Origin of the sequence: Actinoalloteichus hymeniacidonis, assembly GCF_014203365.1 — a bacterium.
In the GTDB taxonomy this organism is placed as follows: domain Bacteria; phylum Actinomycetota; class Actinomycetes; order Mycobacteriales; family Pseudonocardiaceae; genus Actinoalloteichus_A; species Actinoalloteichus_A hymeniacidonis.
The window spans coordinates 2448005-2464923 of record NZ_JACHIS010000001.1; the positions used below are offsets into that span (position 1 = coordinate 2448005).

The 16919-nt window shown below is 68.5% G+C and carries 8 protein-coding genes; all 8 read left to right on the forward strand.

All coding sequences use genetic code 11. From position 1 onward, the window contains the following. Nucleotides 1-110 precede the first annotated feature (110 nt). The 8 genes from BKA25_RS10790 to BKA25_RS10825 all read left to right on the forward strand — a co-directional run bounded on the left by BKA25_RS10790 (nt 111) and on the right by BKA25_RS10825 (nt 16860). Complete coding sequence (locus BKA25_RS10790; protein ID WP_069850144.1) at nt 111-971, forward strand: ATP-binding cassette domain-containing protein; 861 nt, start codon at nt 111-113, stop codon at nt 969-971. 414 nt (nt 972-1385) lie between these two features. After that, nucleotides 1386-2324 (forward strand): ArsR/SmtB family transcription factor, encoded by a 939-nt coding sequence (locus tag BKA25_RS10795; protein ID WP_157421127.1) that lies wholly within the window; start codon nt 1386-1388, stop codon nt 2322-2324. A 108-nt stretch (nt 2325-2432) separates the two neighbouring features. Further along, nucleotides 2433-3461 carry a guanitoxin biosynthesis L-enduracididine beta-hydroxylase GntD gene (gene gntD / locus BKA25_RS10800; RefSeq protein ID WP_069850141.1) on the forward strand — a complete coding sequence of 343 codons (1029 nt, stop codon included), beginning with the start codon at nt 2433-2435 and terminating at the stop codon, nt 3459-3461. Nucleotides 3462-3563: 102 nt separating this feature from the next. Further along, nucleotides 3564-3779: an MbtH family protein gene (locus BKA25_RS10805; RefSeq protein WP_069850140.1), complete on the forward strand. Its 216-nt coding sequence runs from the start codon at nt 3564-3566 to the stop codon at nt 3777-3779. Nucleotides 3780-3884: 105 nt separating this feature from the next. Continuing rightward, complete coding sequence (locus BKA25_RS10810) at nt 3885-5189, forward strand: sensor histidine kinase (protein WP_236750290.1); 1305 nt, start codon at nt 3885-3887, stop codon at nt 5187-5189. After that, nucleotides 5168-5833, forward strand: a complete 666-nt coding sequence (locus BKA25_RS10815; RefSeq protein ID WP_069850139.1) for a response regulator — start codon at nt 5168-5170, stop codon at nt 5831-5833. The genes BKA25_RS10810 and BKA25_RS10815 overlap by 22 nt, the downstream gene beginning before the upstream one ends. A gap of 197 nt (nt 5834-6030) precedes the next feature. After that, nucleotides 6031-7080 carry a TauD/TfdA family dioxygenase gene (locus BKA25_RS10820; RefSeq protein WP_069850138.1) on the forward strand — a complete coding sequence of 350 codons (1050 nt, stop codon included), beginning with the start codon at nt 6031-6033 and terminating at the stop codon, nt 7078-7080. A 54-nt stretch (nt 7081-7134) separates the two neighbouring features. Further along, on the forward strand, nt 7135-16860 hold the full coding sequence (locus tag BKA25_RS10825) for a non-ribosomal peptide synthetase (protein ID WP_069850137.1): 9726 nt from the start codon (nt 7135-7137) through the stop codon (nt 16858-16860). The last annotated feature ends 59 nt before the right edge of the window (nt 16861-16919 follow it).

A 16919-nucleotide genomic window follows, 5' to 3' on the forward strand; every position in this document is an offset into this window, starting at 1 on the left:
AGAAGTGGGGGCGCAGAGGGGTCCCCGTTTGGCGGGTAGTGGTTTGTCTACCTTGGTTCGCCTACTGGAGGTAATGACAGGACGGGGTCCGATGCGCTCCACTTGTCGCCATGATGGAGAACGCAAGTTCGGCATCGCAGCCCCGGAACGGCCGCAAGCCCGCGTATCTGACGGGTCCGCCTGCCGATTCCCGCCTGCTCGATGTGACGGCGCGGGACGTCGACCGGCAGCCCGCAGCCGTCAACCCCGACCCGGCTGCTGCGCTGGAACTCGTTCAGGTGGGCAAGATCCACTTAGACGGCGATGCCGCAGTCTGCGCCGTCGAGGATGTCAGCCTGCGTTGTCCTACCGGTACCTGGACGGTGATCGTCGGCCCGGCCCGCTCGGGGCGGTCGAGTCTGCTGCGTTGTGCGGCCGGGCTGGACCGGGTCACCTCAGGCCGAGTGCTGCTCGGGGGAGTCGATGTCACGGAGACGTCCGGTGTGGACCGGCGCGGGCACGTCGGCCTGGTGTCCTCCGTGGCCGAATTCGCCGGTTCCCCCACGGTGGAGCACTATCTTCGTCGGCCCGCGCCGGAGGTCGGTGCCGCATCGGACAGGCTGGTGACCGCCCTGTTGGCTCACGTCGGATTGGAGGGGCGACGGGATGTCGCGCCCTCGGCGCTCTCGGTCGAGGAGCAACGGTGCATCGTGCTACTGGGAGCCCTGACCCGGCGACCGGCCGTGCTCATCGCCGACGAGCCGACCGTCGAGATGGGCGCCGACCTCGCGGAGGCCGCGATGTCGTTGTTGGAGCAATGGGTGGTTGCTGCCGGTTTGACGGTACTGATGGCCTCCGAGGAGTTGTCCGGCGTCCGTTCGGCCGATACCGCGTGCTTTTTGGCCGCGGGCCGAATTGTGGATAGTTGCTCTCTGGGTCCACGTGCTGTATTCGAGACGACGGGAAAGTCGTGGTCTGAACTGTGCAGATGACCGATTAGTGTACTATCGGTGGACTTCGGATAACCGAAGTAGGCGCTACGGGTGTAGTAAGGATTCGTTCTCCCGGGCTGGCTGGTATGCGTGGCCTAATCGTGCTTAGGGCATTAAGTGGGCAGTGTTGGGCCGCTCGGCCCTGCCCGCCGAACCGTCGTTGTTAAAGGTTGTCGTGCAAGTAAATCCCCGTTACGATTCAACTCGATGATCAGAGCCTGCCCTACCCGAGCGGCAGCACTGATTTCGGATCCGGTTTGCCGACCTTGTGAGTCGGTGTCCGGTCCGAATCGTGTGCAAATTTTTCCGGCTGCTGAGTAGGGTGGTTTCTGATTGTCTTTTATACGCGTCGGACTGGGGGTTCTCGCGGTGCTGCGTCTCCATTTAACAGCAAAGGACATCGAGAAGCTAAGGATGGTGAGCACTCTTGGCCCGGTGGTGGAGAGCGTGTTCGCCTTGGACTTGTTCGGTCAGCAACGCGGTTCACGGGCCGCGCGTTGGCGACGTCGGGTCAGGGAACAGCTGGGAACCGGTCTGACCGCCGTGCAGCAACTCAACCGGGAGTGCCGGGCGGTGCCGGATCTACTGTGGCTGCTGCGCCGCCAGGAGGCGGACGGCGACCACCTGGGTGCCGACCACGACGCGAGAGTAGCCGCGCGTCGGTTGGCCGCGACGGTGTTCATCTTCTGTCGAGCTGCGATTTTGCCGTACTGGTCGAAGATGCAGGCACACCTGGAGTCGGAGCGCGACGTCCGGGGTCGGATGGCCATCACCAATGGCGTCGAGACCCTGCTCTCGGCATTGCATCCCAAGGTGTCGTGGAACTCGCCGGTCCTGGAGATCGCCTCGGAGCAGGACCACGACGTCTACCTGGACGGTCGTGGGCTGGTGCTGAGCCCGTCGCTCTTCCTACTTGAGAAGAACTGCGTGTTCATCGATTCAGAAAAGCAAAGTGGAATGCCCGCACTCATCTTCTCGGTGCAGTCCGACCCGCACGAATTGTCCGATCCCTTCGACGTCTGGGAATCGGGCGATCGGGCGCTCGGAGCGTTGGTCGGGGCGACCAGGGCCGCCGCGTTGCGGGCGTTGGTGGAGAGCGGAACCACCGGTGAGCTATCCGACCGACTCGGTATCTCGCTGTCCGGAGCGAGTAAGCATGCGACCGTTCTCAGGAAAGCCGGTCTCATCATCACCTCCCGTAACCGGGCGACGGCACTGCATACACTGACGCCGCTGGGAATGGCGTTATTGCAACGCAGTCCGCGTAGTTCGAATGGGGCGGAGGAGCGCAATTCTCCGGCTGCGGGACAGCGGGTTGGCGCCACGCTCTGCGTACCCGATGAACCGGTATGACGACGCGGTTTCGCGGCTGCGGAAAACCGCTGGCCGGGTGGTCCGTGGACCGGCAGGCTCCCTCCTAGGGCGGGTCTGGCGGATCCGACGGCCGAAAGGGGAACGCGTGTGGTTGTCTTCGAGCTGAACAACACGGAGATAGAACAGATCAACCGCGTCGTCGGAGAGTTGGCGGGCCGATTCTCGACGGTGGAGGATCCCGAATTCCTGCGGGAGAGTCAGCTGTGGGCACACGAGTTACCCCGGCGACTGCGACAGCAACTCGTCGACTTCCGGACCGACGAACCCTCGGGCACGCTGATCGTGCGGGGCCTCCCGGTCGACGAGGCGGGGCTGGTGCCGACCCCGACGACCAGCGGGCATCGACCCGTGCCCAGCCCGACGCTCTCCTACGACCTGGCCTTCTTCCTGATCGGCGGTCTGCTGGGCGAGTCGATCGGGTGGGCCACCCAGCAGGACGGCTACCTGATGCACGACGTGTATCCGGTGCAGAGCTTCGAGAACGACCAGATCGGCTGGGGCAGCAAGGAACTGTTGACCTGGCACACCGAGGACGCGTTCCATCCGATGCGGACCGATTACCTTGGCCTGATGTGCCTGCGTAACCCCGACGCGGTGGAGACGACGGTCGCCGACATCGCCGACGTCAAGATCGACGACGAACTGCGCGAGGTACTCGCCCAACCACGCTTCCGGATCCTGCCCGACGACTCTCATCGACCCGGCGCGTGGAAGGGCGACGAACCCGAGGAGCAGATCCTGATCGACCTGTTGCGGCGCAGCCGGGAGCGGGTCGAGCAGGCCTTGCGGACGCCCGAACCGGTTCCGGTGCTGTTCGGCTCGCCCGTCGATCCCTACCTGCGGCTGGATCCGCACTACATGAAGGACGTGCAGGGCGAGGAGGAGCAGCAGGCCCTCGACAGCGTCATCGGCGCTGTCGACGCCGCGATGGGCGGGGTGGTGCTCGCGCCCGGCGACATCTGCTTCATCGACAACTACCGGGTCGTCCACGGCCGGAAGCCGTTCAAAGCGCGTTTCGACGGCTCGGACCGATGGCTCCGAAGGCTCAATATCACTCGAGATCTGCGTAAATCCCGCGAGTATCGTGCATCTGCCCCGGATCGCGTCATCTACTGACCGCGACGCGAACAGCACCGGGACACGGCACAGGCTTCACCTGCAGTCCTTCTCGACCATCGGTATCGGCGTGCGACCCACCAGCGGAAGGCAGGATCTCCCATGAGCACCAACCCATTCGACGACCCCGACGGCCGGTACCTGGTCTTGGTCAACGAGGAGGGCCAGCACTCCCTCTGGCCGTCGTTCGCCGAGGTACCCGCAGGCTGGACCGCGGCGTTGGAGGAGACCGACCGGCAGAGCGCTCTGGACTACGTCAATGAGAACTGGACCGACATGCGGCCCAAGAGCCTGATCCGGGCGATGGACGGTAGCTGATTCGACGACGCGCGGCGGGGGATCGGGTCTCGGTTGTCCCCGCCCTCGCCGCGCCCGCGTTGTTAATCTTGCTGACGGCAATTCCACCGAGCCGGATCGGATGTGGTGAGCACGGTGGTCACCACTCCGTGGCAGGCGATCAGGATGCACCCGCTGCGCTTCCTGATCTCGGGCTGGCCGTGGCGTTGTCTGCTCTACCTGGCCTGCGGGGTGTTCGCCGCGCTCCCGGCGTTGGCGGTGGGCCGTTGGATCTCGCTGAGCGGCTCGATCACCTCCTACCTGGTGAGCGTGCTCGGCGTCCTGTTGATCAGCCTGCTCGGTGCGGTGCCGTTCGCGGCATTGGAGCGGCGACGCCTGGGAATCCTCAACCCCGAATGGGCCCGACGTCGGTCGGGACACGAGCGGCCCGGCGGCCCGGTGGCCCGGCTGCGGGCGTGGCTGCGTGAGCAGGACATCTGGCGTGAGTTCGGCTACGCCCTGGTGACGCTCACGATCCTGTCGCTGATCAATCTCGCGGTGACGGTGAGCGTGCTCGGCATCCTGTTCGCGCCCTTGGGTGCCGGGATGGCGTTGATCCTGGACACCGGTTCCGGCCCGACCGGCGGACTGACCGTCAATGTGCCGACGATCATGATGATCGCGGGCGTCTGGCTGTTGATCATGCCGGTGGCGGCGTATGCCACGACGGCGGTGGCCGCAGGCCAGGCCGCGCTGGCCCGGTTCCTGTTACTGCCCAGCGGCACCACGATGGCGGCCAAGGTGCAGGAGCTGTCGCAGTCCAGACTGCGTCTGGTGGACGTGTTCGAGGCCGAGCGATCCCGTATCGAGCGCGACCTGCACGACGGTGCGCAACAGCGACTGGTGTCGTTGGCCATGACCCTGGGCATGGCCGAGCTGAGCCTCGCCGACGACCGCACAGAGCGAGCCGACTCGGACGTCGCCCGGCTGGTGGTGGCCGCCCGCAAGGAGGCACAGGCGGCGCTGGGCGAACTGCGGGAACTGATCCGAGGCATTCACCCGCAGGTCCTCACCGATCTGGGAATCGAGGCGGCGGTCGCGGAGGTCACCACCCGATGCCCGATCCCGGTCGGTCTCGACATCGACCTCCCGCGGCGGCCCGCCCGCTCGGTGGAGGCGGTGGCCTACTTCGTGGTCAGTGAGGCGCTGGCCAACGTCGTCAAACACTCCCAGGCCAGACGCGCCGAGGTCGCCGGTGCACCAGCGGGGGCCGGTTTCGTGTTGACCGTCGTCGACGACGGCATCGGAGGCGCCGACCCGAGGGGCGGGACCGGACTGCAGGGTCTGGTGGACCGAGTGGCGGTGGTGGGCGGCAAGATCAGCTTGTCGAGCCCGCCAGGAGGTCCGACCGAACTTCGAGTGGAGTTGCCATGGCACCCGGACTCCGAATAGTCCTCGCCGAGGACGCCGTCCTCTTGCGAGCCGGACTCGTCGAGCTGCTGGGACGCTTCCAGCATCGAGTGGTCGCCGCCGTCGGCGACGCCACCGCGTTGGCCGCCGCAGTCGCCGAGCACAAACCCGACCTCATCGTCACCGACGTCCGAATGCCACCCGGCTACTCCGACGAGGGCCTGCGGGCGGCCGTGGAACTGCGCTCTCGCTACCCGGGACTGGGCGTGCTGGTGCTGACCCAGTATGTGGCCACCGCCTACGCCTTCGAACTCATCGAGGCCGACGGCGATCGCCGCAGTGGTGGCATCGGGTACCTGCTCAAGGATCGGGTCGCCGACGTCAAGGAATTCGTCGACGCCGTGGAACGGATCGCCAAGGGCGACATGGTGATCGACCCCGAGGTGGTGCGCCAACTCCTGCGGCGCGAGCGCGCCGATCGGCCGCTGCGCCGACTCACCCCGCGGGAACACCAGGTGTTGGCGCTGATGGCGGAAGGCCGGACCAACGCCGCGATCGCCGCCACGCTGTTCATCAGCCAGGCGGCGGTGTCCAAGAACATCGGCTCCATCTTCACCAAACTCGACCTCTCCGACAGCGACGGGAACCATCGGGTACTCGCCGTGCTGACCTACCTACGCGGCTGAGGGCCGCGAGGTCGTCGGCGGCCGTGCCGCGCTTACGACCTCGGGTGTTTGCCGCCATGGTCAAGCGCGTTGCCCCTCCTGATCACGCCGAGAAGACTCGGGCCGGTACGTCTTCGAGAACACTCGCACCCATTCGACGCCGTCCGCCCGGGTCCCGCGCGCACGCCGTCGGTGGTGACCCAGGGGGAGGCGAAAGAATGACGAGCACACTGGCGGCGGATCTCAGCACGCTCGGCCCGCTGCACGGCACCGTCGAGGGCAACGCCCACACACAGCTGGTGGCCTACGGGCCCGAATCCGGCGACACCACCGAGGCCGCCCTGCGATCGGCGTCCATCGTGGACTGGGCCGGCGAACATCGTGAGGCGTTGATCAAAGCTCTGCACAACCACGGGGCGGTGCTGGTTCGGGGTGCGGTGCCCACGCCGGAGCTGCTCTCCGGCGTCGCCGAGGCGGTCGGGGGGACGCTGCTGGAGTACAACGAGCGGACCACCCCGCGCAGCACCGTCAGCGGCAACGTCTACACCTCGACCGAGTACCCCGCCAACCAGACGATCCCGCAACACAACGAGCTGGCGTACTCGGCGAACTCGCCCCGCTGGCTGTTCTTCGCCTGCGGTATCCCGGCATCCAGCGGTGGCGCGACCCCGCTGGCCGACAGCGGCGCGGTACTGCGTCGCCTACCCGCCGAGTTGGTGAGCCGGTTCCGCGACCTCGGCGTGCTGTACACCCGGTGCTACATGGCGGGCATGGGCCTGACCTGGCAGGAGGCGTTCCAGACCGAGGAACGCGCCAAGGTCGAGGAGTACTGCCACGCCAACGGTATGGAGTTCGAGTGGTTCGGCGAGGACGAGCTGCGCACCCGCAGCCGACGGCCCGCCGTGGTCACCGACCCCGACTCGGGCCAGGAGGTCTGGTTCAACCAGGCGCACCTGTTCCACCTGTCGAACCTGCCCACCAACGTCGCCGCGGCGTTGTCGGCGATGTACGAGGAGCGCGACTACCCGAGGCACTCGTTCTACGGCGACGGAACCCCGCTGGCCGAGGACGACCTCGCGTTGATCCGGACGGCCTACGACGACACCGTGTACGCCACGCCATGGGAGACCGGCGACCTGCTGGTCGTGAACAACCTGCGGGTCTCGCACGGCCGCCAGCCGTACGAGGGCGCCAGGAAGATCATGGTCGCGATGGCGGGGACCCTCGATGTCGGACCCGCCCCGGAGCTGGCAGGCGCCGGCGTCTGACGCCGTCCACCACAGCCGCAGCAGCCCGATCCCCTTCGCCTGGAACGGTGTGTGATGTCGCAGAGTGACAGGGAAACCTCGGCCCGGATCGACGACAGCGGACGGGGTGCCGCGCTGGACGAGGTCCACCGACATCGAGTGCTCGTCGAGTTCAACGACACCGCCGCCGACTACCCGAGGGATCGGTGCCTGCACGGGCTGTTCGCCGACCGTGTCCGGCGGGCGCCGGACGACCTGGCGGTGGTGTGCCGGGGAACCCGACTGACGGCACGCGAGTTGGACATCCGGGCCAACCGGTTGGCCAACGAGCTCGTCGCCAGGGGCGTGGGACCCGAGGTGCTCGTCGGGTTGTGCCTGGAACGCGGCATCGACCTGGTGATCTCGGCCTTGGCCGTGCTCAAGGCGGGCGGCGCCTACGTGCCGCTGGACCCGAACTATCCGGCCGACCGGCTCGGCATGATGCTGACCGATACCGCCGCGCGACTGGTGCTCACCGAACGACGGCTCGCCGGTCGGGTACCCGACTCGGCAGCCACCGTGCTGTATCTCGACGAGGAGCAGCAGGCCATCGAGCAGGCCTCGGCCGCCGCGCCCTCGGTCGTCGTCGGGCCGCAGAATCTCGCCGTCGTGCTGTACACCTCGGGCTCGACCGGGGTGCCCAAGGGCGCGATGCTCAGCCACCGCAGCCTGGTGCGGCTGGTGCGGCCCGGCGGGATCATCGACTTCGGTCCGGACGAGGTGTCCGGCATGCTGGCCTCGCCGTCCTTCGACGCCTCGGCCTTCGAGATGTGGAACGCGCTGCTGGGAGGGGCGGGACTGGCCGTGTATCCGGCGGGCACGCCGTCGGCGGATCAGCTTCGCGAGTTCCTCACGGACAACGACGTCACCACGATGGTGTTCACCACCGGCTTCTTCCACGCGCTGGTGGACTCCGGCGTGTCGGTCCTCGACGGATTGCGGCAGATCGTGGTCGGCGGCGAGGTGCTCTCGCCCGTGCACTGCGCGAAGGCCACCGACCGGCTACCCGGCCTGCGGATCGCCAACGTCTACGGCCCGACGGAATGCGGCTCGGTGACCTCCTTCGCGGTGTTCGACCCCGAGGTCGGCACCGCGCAACCCCTGCCCATCGGCTCGCTGCTGGCCAACACCAGGGTGGTGCTGTTGGACGACTCCCTGGCACCGGTGCCCGTCGGCGAACCCGGCGAGGCCTATATCGCGGGCGATGGTCTGGGCCGAGGCTTCTTGACCGGTGCGGGGCTCAGCGCGGAACGCTTCGTCGCCAATCCGCACGGCGCGCCGGGCGAGCGGATGTACCGCACCGGTGACCTGCTCCGGTGGCGCTCAGACGGCGTCCTGGAGTTCGTCGGCCGGGTCGACGACCAGGTCAAGGTCCGTGGGTTCCGCATCGAACTCGGCGAGATCGAGAACGTCCTGGCGCAGCGGCCCGGCGTGGCGGCGGCGGTCGTGCTGGTCCGGGAGGATCAGCCGGGCCTGCGTCGACTCGTCGGATACGTGGTGGGCGACGCGGGCGAGACGCTCGACGGTGACGTGCTGCGCGAGCAGCTGGCCGCCTCGATGCCGGAACATCTGGTGCCCTCGGCGATCGTGGTCCTGGACCGATTCCCGTTGACGCCCAACGGCAAGGTCGACCGCCGATCGCTGCCCGCCCCCAGCGCCCCGGCGGAACCGGCTGCCAGCTTCCAGGCGCCCACGACCGCCGCCGAACGACTGCTGGCCGAGGTGTGGTCGGAGGTCCTCGGCGTCGAACAGGTGAGCATCTCCGACGACTTCTTCGCCGACCTGCACGGCGACTCCATCCTGGCGATGCGGATGCTCTCCAAGGCGCGCGCGGTCTCCGGCGCCGACCTGCCCGCGCGTGCGCTGTTCGACTCGCCCACGATCGCGGCGCTGGCGGTGCTGCTGCCGGCCGAGACCGTCGGGGGCGACGAGGCGACGCCGATCCCGGCGGTGCGCCGAGATGGTCCGCTGCCGTTGTCCAGCGCGCAACGCCGGATGTGGATCCTGGAGGAGATCGAGCCGGACGGCATCGACTACAACACCACCGCGGGCGTGCGGTTGGCAGGACCGCTGGATCCGGCCGCGTTGAAGATCGCCCTGGATCGGTTGGTGGCCCGGCACGAACCGCTGCGCACCACCTTCGCGGTGGGCGACGGGGCGGGGGAGCAGATCGTGCACCCGCACGGCACGGCGGTGTTGGAGATCGTCGATCTGTCCTCGGTGGACCGCGCCGAGCAGGCCTCTGCGGTGGATCGTGCGGTCCGCGCCGAAGCGGCTCGCCCCTTCGATCTGCGGACCGGCCCGCTGTTGCACACGCTGCTGCTGCGGCTGTCGGAGTCCGAGCACCTGATGGTGATCGGGCAACGACACATCATCACCGACGGTTGGTCGGTCGGGCTGGTGGTCGGGGACCTGCTCGCCCTCTATGCCTCGGTGCGCGGCGGGACTCCGGCCGAGCTGCCGTCGTTGCCGGTGCAGTACGCCGACTTCGCGGTGTGGGAGGACGGCAGGCTCGCGGATCGCTCCCTCGACGGCGAACTGGAGTACTGGAAGCGGCGACTGGCCGGGAACCGGCCCTTGGAGTTGCCCACCGACCGGCCCCGCCCGCCCATCCGCACCTCGGCGGGCGCCGACCATCGGTTCCTCGTGCCCGCCGAGGTGGTCGACGGGCTCACCGAACTCGGCCGTGGCCACAACGCGACCCTGTTCATGACCCTGACGGCCACCGTGCAGGTGTTGTTGGCCCGCTACAGCGGACAATCCGATGTCACCATCGGTACGGTCTCCGCAGGTCGGGACCGTGCCGAACTCGAGAACCTGTTGGGGTTCTTCGTTCGGACCCTGGTGTTGCGTTCGGAGGTCACGCCCACACTGTCCTTCGCCGATCTGCTGGACGACACCCGCGAGACGGTGCTCGGGGCCTTCGCACATCAGGAGGTGCCCTTCGACCGGTTGGTCGACGCGCTGGCCACCGAACGCGATCCCAGCCGCACCCCGCTGTTCCAGGTCATCGTGGCCCTGCAGAAGCCGTTCGTGGCGACGACGCGGATCGCGGACCTGCTGGTCGAGGAGTTCCCGTTGCCGAAGGTGGCGGTGCCCTTCGACCTGTTCATCGAGTTCTGGCCGCAGGGCGACACGCTCGAAGCAGTGATCAACTACAACACCGACCTCTTCGACGCCACGACGATCGAGCGGATGGGGACACATCTCTCGACGCTGCTCGCCTCGGTCGTCGCCGATCCGGCGACACCGGTGTCCCGATTGCCGATGCTCACCGAGGCCGAGCGCGGACGACTGCTGAGCGGGCACCAGCCGGAACCGCTCGCCCTCGGCGCGGCGGATGGGCAGCCGCCGACCGAGGAGACCGTCCCGACGGCTTTCCTGCGCCAGGTCCGCCGCACGCCGGATGCCGTCGCACTGGTAGCCGACGGGGTGTCGTGGACCTACGCCGAACTGGCGGCCCGCGCGATGCGACTGGCCGAGCGGCTGCGCACGGCGGGCGTGGGCGTCGAGCAGCCCGTTGCGCTGTTGATGGACCGCTCCCCGGCCGTGGTGGTGGCCGAACTGGCGATTCTGGTGGCGGGAGGTGCCTACCTGCCGTTGGATCTGCGCGCGCCGGTACCCAGGCTGCGGGCGCTGCTCGCCGACGCGAGCCCCGAGGTGTTGATCACCAGCGGCGATCGTCGGTCGATGGCCGAGCAGATCCACGACGGCCCGATCATCGTGCTGGAAGACCGGGAGCCGATCGAGGAACCGGCCGTGTCGGATCTCGGGCGGACACCCGCGATCGTGCACGCCGACAATCTCGCCTACATCATCTATACCTCCGGCTCCACCGGCTCACCCAAGGGCGTGGCCGCCCGACATCGAGACGTGCTCACCCTGGCGGCGCACCGGGACTACTCCGGTGGGGCTCATCGTCGAATCCTGCTGCACTCGGCGTCGGCCTTCGATGCCGCGACCTACGAGACCTGGGTTCCATTGCTCACCGGCGGATCGATCGTCGTCGCCCCACCGAGCGACCTCGACGCCGACGGGGTGCAGCGGTTGATCGCCGAGCACGGGGTCACCGCGCTCTTCCTCACCGCAGGGCTGTTCCGGCACTTCGCGGAGCACGCACCGCACTGCCTGGCCGGGGTCGAGGAAGTCTGGGCGGGCGGTGACGTGGTGCCCGCATCGGCCGTGCGTCGAGTGCTCCAGCACTGCCCCGGACTGACCGTCGTCGACGCCTACGGGCCGACCGAGACCACCACCTTCGTCCTGACCCATCGCATCGGCGCGGCCGCCGAGATCCGACGCGAGGTGGTGCCCATCGGCCTGCCGATGGACGGGGTGCGTGCCTTCGTGCTCGACCCGATGCTGCAACCCGTGCCGGTCGGAGTCGCGGGCGAGCTGTACCTCGCGGGTGCGGGCGTGACCAGGGGCTACCTCAACGCCCCCGCTGCCACCGCGCAACGATTCGTCGCCGACCCCTTCGCCGCCGACGGTTCCCCGATGTATCGCGCCGGCGACCTGGTTCGCTGGCGGGACTCGGTGGGGCGGGACGGTCGCGAGATCGAGTTCGTCGGCCGGGTCGACGATCAGATCAAGATCCGCGGTTTCCGGATCGAGCCCGGCGAGGTGGAGGCCGCGCTGACCCGACTGCCCGGCGTCGACGAGGCACTCGTGTTGATCCGACACCGCGACGGCCGAGCGCAACTCATCGGCTACCTGGTCGCGGCGCATGGGATCACCCTCGATCACGCTGCGCTGGCAGGCGAACTCGGCCATGTGCTGCCCACCTACATGGTGCCCACGGCGTTCGTCACCATGGACGAGCTTCCACTGACCACCAACGGCAAGGTCGATCGCGCCGCGCTGCCGCTGCCCGCCGCACCGGACTCGGTCGGGACCGTCGAGCCGCGCACCGAATTGGAGCGCACCCTGGCCGAGATCTGGGCCGAGCTGCTGGGCGTCCCGAAGGTCGGAGTCGAGGACAACTTCTTCGCGCTGGGCGGCGATTCGATCCTGGCGCTGCAGGTGGTGTACCGCGCCAGGAGTCTCGGGTTGGTGGTCACCTCTCGGGACCTGTTCCGAGGGCAGACCGTCGCCGCACTCGCCGCCGAGGTCGCGTCCTCCACCGCACCGGTCGCCGAACAGGGCGCCGTGAGCGGCACGGTGCCGTTGACCCCGATCCAACGATGGTTCTTCGAGATCCGGGACACGAACCCGGACCGCTTCAACCAGACCGTGCGGGTGGAACTCGCTGGTTCGGTGAATCGGCAGGCCTTGCGGGCGGCGATGCAGGCGGTGCTCGACAAGCACGACGCGCTGCGGATGCGTTTCGAACGGGTCGACGGGCGGTGGCGGCAGTACAACGCGGTCGTCGAGGAGACCGAGGTTCTGCGTTTCGTCGACGCCACGGTGGCCACGGATGGATCCGAGCCGCCCGGCGGCTCCGAGTTACCCGAACAGCTCGACGGCCGGATCGCGGCCGAGACGGCGGCGCTGGCGTCCAGAGTGGACATCGGCACCGGGCCGCTGATCGCGGGCACCGTCCTCGACCACGAACCGCGACCCCTGTTGTTGCTGGCCGCACACCACCTGGCCGTGGACGGCGTCTCTTGGCGGATCCTGCTCGCCGACCTGGCGACCGGCTACCGGCAGGCCTCGGCCGGACTGCCGATCGAACTCGGTGCGAAGACCACCTCGTTCCGGGACTGGGCCCTGAATCTGACGCGACTGGCCGAGCAGGAGGGATTCGCCGCCGAGCGCGAGTACTGGAGCATGGTCGCCTCGACCGATCGGCCGCGCTTGCCGGTGGATCTCGACGGCGCCAACACCGCGGGCTCGGCCCGCACCGTGGTCAGCGGGTTGAGCGTCGAGAACACGGCAGCGTTGTTGCGCGACGTGCCCTCGGCCTACCGGACCCGGATCAACGATGTGCTGCTCACCGCGTTCGGTCGGACGATGGCCGAGTGGACCGGAGCGGACCGGGTGCTGCTCGATCTGGAGGGCCACGGTCGGGAGGACCTCTTCGACGGGGTCGATCTCACCGGCACCGTCGGCTGGTTCACCAGCATGTTCCCCGTTTCGTTGGCGGTCGATGCGTCGGAGGGACCGGACACCGGCGACCCGACCGCAGACTGGGCGCCACTGCTCAAATCCGTGAAGGAACAGCTGCACGCCATCCCCGGCAACGGGCTGGGATACGGGGCGCTGCGGTACCTCGCCACCGACCGACCGGCCGCCGAGTCCGAACCACAGATCAGCTTCAACTATCTCGGCAAGATCGACGGCGCCGAGAGCACCGAGGAGTCGCTCTACCACTCCGGCGACCTCGAACTCGACCTCGACGAACCCGCCGACGCCCTGCGACCGCACCTGCTGGATCTGGTCGGCCGCATCCGCGCAGGCCGCCTGGAATTCCACTGGGTCTACTCCGACCAGATCCACCACGAGACCACGGTGCGCGAGTTGGCCCGTCGGTTCATCGAGGCACTGACCGAGTTGATCGGGCACTGCACCAGCCCCGGTGCGGGCGGGCGCACCCCGTCGGACTTCCCGTTGGCGGGCCTGGACCAGCCGACCGTGGACCGGATCGTCGGCGACGGCCGCAGCGTCGAGGACATCTATCCGCTCACCCCGATGCAGAGCGGGATGCTCTTCCACAGCCTGCTGGACGACCACGGCGGGCTGTACTTCGAACAGACCTCGCTGCTGATCGACGGCATCACCGACCCGGAGCTGTTGGCGGCAGCCTGGCAGCGCACCGTGGCCCGCACCCCGGCGCTGCGCACCGAGATCGCCATCCACGACCTACCGCATCCCGTACAGGTGGTGCGCTCCGCCGCCCGGCTCCCCGTCCGACAGCTGGACTGGCGCGAGCTGGACACCTCGGCCGCGCAGCATGCCGCCGAGGAGTACCTCGCCGAGGACACCGCGCGTGGTCTCGACCTCGCACAGGCGCCGTTGATGCGCCTGGCGATCGCCCGACTCACCGACCGCCGAGTCCGGCTGTTCTGGACCTTCCACCACACCCTGTTGGACGGGTGGAGCGTGCAGCGCGTCCTCGGGGACGTGTTCGGCGAGTACGCCGCGCTCGTCGACGACACGTCCTTCGTCCCGCCGGTACGCAGGCCGTTCCGAGACTATCTGGATTGGTTGAGCCACCGCGACGAACAGGCCGCACGCGTCTACTGGAGTGGTGTGCTGGCCGATCTGGAGTCGCCGACCGCGCTGCCCTTCGACCATCCGAGGATCGAGCAACGCCGCGCCCCGGTGTCGGCCGAGTATCTCCTGGAACTTCCCGCCGAGGTCTCCGAGAACCTGCACACGGTGGCCAGGAAGGCGGAGATCACCCTGAACACCCTGGTCCAGGGTGTGTGGGCCGTGCTGCTGTCGCTCTACAGCGGATCGTCCGACGTCTGCTTCGGCGCCACGGTCTCCGGCAGGCCCACCGAATTGGCAGGCGCGGACTCGATCGTCGGACTGTTCATCAACACCCTGCCGGTTCGGGTGTCGGTGGATGCCTCGGCGCGGCTGGGCGACTGGTTGCGGACGATCCAGGCCGAGCAGGCGGAGTCCCGAGGCCACGAGCAGGTGTCCCTGGCCGAACTGCGCGGCTGGAGTGCGCTGCCCGGCGGTGTCGACCTCTTCGACAGCATCGTAATCTTCGAGAACTACCCCTTCGACCGGGGGATGGCCCGCGAACACGGCATCGAGCTGCTGGACATCGCCTCCGACAGCGGGACCAACTATCCGCTCAACGTGATCGCCTATCCGGGCAGGCAGCTGTCGCTGCTTCTCAACTATGACACGGCCCTGTTCGACGAGTCCACCATCGAGCGGCTCGCAGGCCACCTGCGGACCCTGTTCGACGCGGTGATCACCCGCCCGGACGCCCCGGTGCGCGAGTTGCGGCTGCTCACCGAGGGGGAGCGCGGGCAGTTCGTCGCATGGAACGACACCGACACCCCGCTGTCCGAGGGCCACAGCGTGCACGGTCTCTTCGCCGCCCAGGCCCGCCGAAGCCCGGACGCGCTCGCGCTTACCTCCTCGACGGTGCGATTGACCTACGCGGAGCTGGAGGCCAGGGCGAACCGACTGGCGCACCGGCTCATCGGCCTCGGCGTCGGCCCGGACGTCGCGGTGGCCATCTGTCTGGAACGCGGCGTCGACGTGGCGGTGGCCGCGTTGGCGGTGCTCAAGGCGGGCGGGGCGTATGTGCCCCTGGACCCGGATATGCCCTCGGCCCGGTCCGCCTTCGTGGTCGCCGACACCGGGGCGCCCGTGGTGGTGACCCAGCGCAGCGTGCGGATCGACTGGGCGGAGTCGGTGGCGGTGGTCCGGCTCGACGAGGACTGGCTGGCGCTGGCGGAGCTGCCCGACACCCCGCCTGTCACCGAGGTGCGCCCCGACAACCTGGCCTACGTGATCTACACGTCCGGTTCCACCGGGGCACCCAAGGGCGTGATGGTCTCGCATCGCAACGCGGTCGCGCTCTTCGACTGGCAACAGCGGGTGTATGACATCGGCGCCGAGGACCGGACCTGTCTGCTGGCCGCCCTGAGCTTCGACGCCTCGGTCTGGGAACTCTGGCCGTACTTCCTGGCGGGGGCGCGGGTGGACGTGCCGGATCCCAAGATCCTCGGTGACGCCGCCGCGATGGCCGCCTGGTTCGTCGACAACGGCACCACGGTGTGCTTCCTGCTCGCCGCGCGGGTGGACGCGCTGTTCGACGAGCCGCTGTTCCCCGCGACCAGGCTTCGACTGATCCTGACCGGCGGCGACACCGTGCGGCGGCGACCCGCAGCGGGCACGACACCCCGGCTGTTCAACCACTACGGCGCCACCGAGATGACGGTGGTCTCCACCTACGGCGAGGTTCTCCAGGAGGGACGGCAGACCTCCGACCGGCTGCCCGACGTCGGCATCCCGGTCTTCGGCGACACCGTGCACGTACTGGACCGGCACGGGAACCCGCTGCCGGTCGGGGTGGCGGGCGAGATCCACCTCGGCGGGATCGGCGTCTCCCGGGGCTACCTCAACCAGCCGGGGCTCACCTCGGAACGCTTCGTCGCCGACCCGTTCGGCCCACCGGGATCGCGGCTGTATCGCACCGGCGACCTCGGCAGATGGAACACCGAGGGCAGACTGGAATTCCTGGAGCGGGTGGATGACCAGGTCAAGATCCGAGGCTTCCGGGTGGAGGTCGGCGAGGTCGAGCACGCGATCCTGCGGTTGCCGTGGGTATCCGAGGCCGTGGTGGTGGCGCGCAAGGACGAGGACGGCCACACCAGGCTGATCGGCTACCTGGTGCTCGACCCGGCAGAACGCGACGGGACCGAGGATCCGGTGGTGACCCGGCTCCGGGCGGCCCTTGCCGAGACCCTGCCGGAGTACATGGTGCCCTCGGTGTTCGTGACCCTGGACGAGTTCCCGCTGACCGCCAACGCCAAGATCGACCTCCGGGCCCTACCGGAACCGACGCGGCAGGACCGGTTGGCCACCGAGTACGTGGCGCCCAGGGATCCAACCGAGATCGCCTTGGCCGAGCTGTGGGCCACGGTCCTGGAGGCCGAACGGGTCGGTGTGCATGACGACTTCTTCCAACTCGGCGGCGATTCGATCGTGTGTCTGCGGCTCACCTCACGGATCCGATTGGCCTTCGGGGTGGAGGTCTCGCCGAGGGACGTCTTCGACGCGCCGACCGTGGGCTCCTTCGCCGAGCTGCTTCGCGATCGCATCCTGGCGGACCTGGAACGCGCGGCGCGCGGCTGATCACCGGGAGTAATCACGGTGTGTTCGTGGATGAAGTGACGCACGTCATGTCGCCTAGC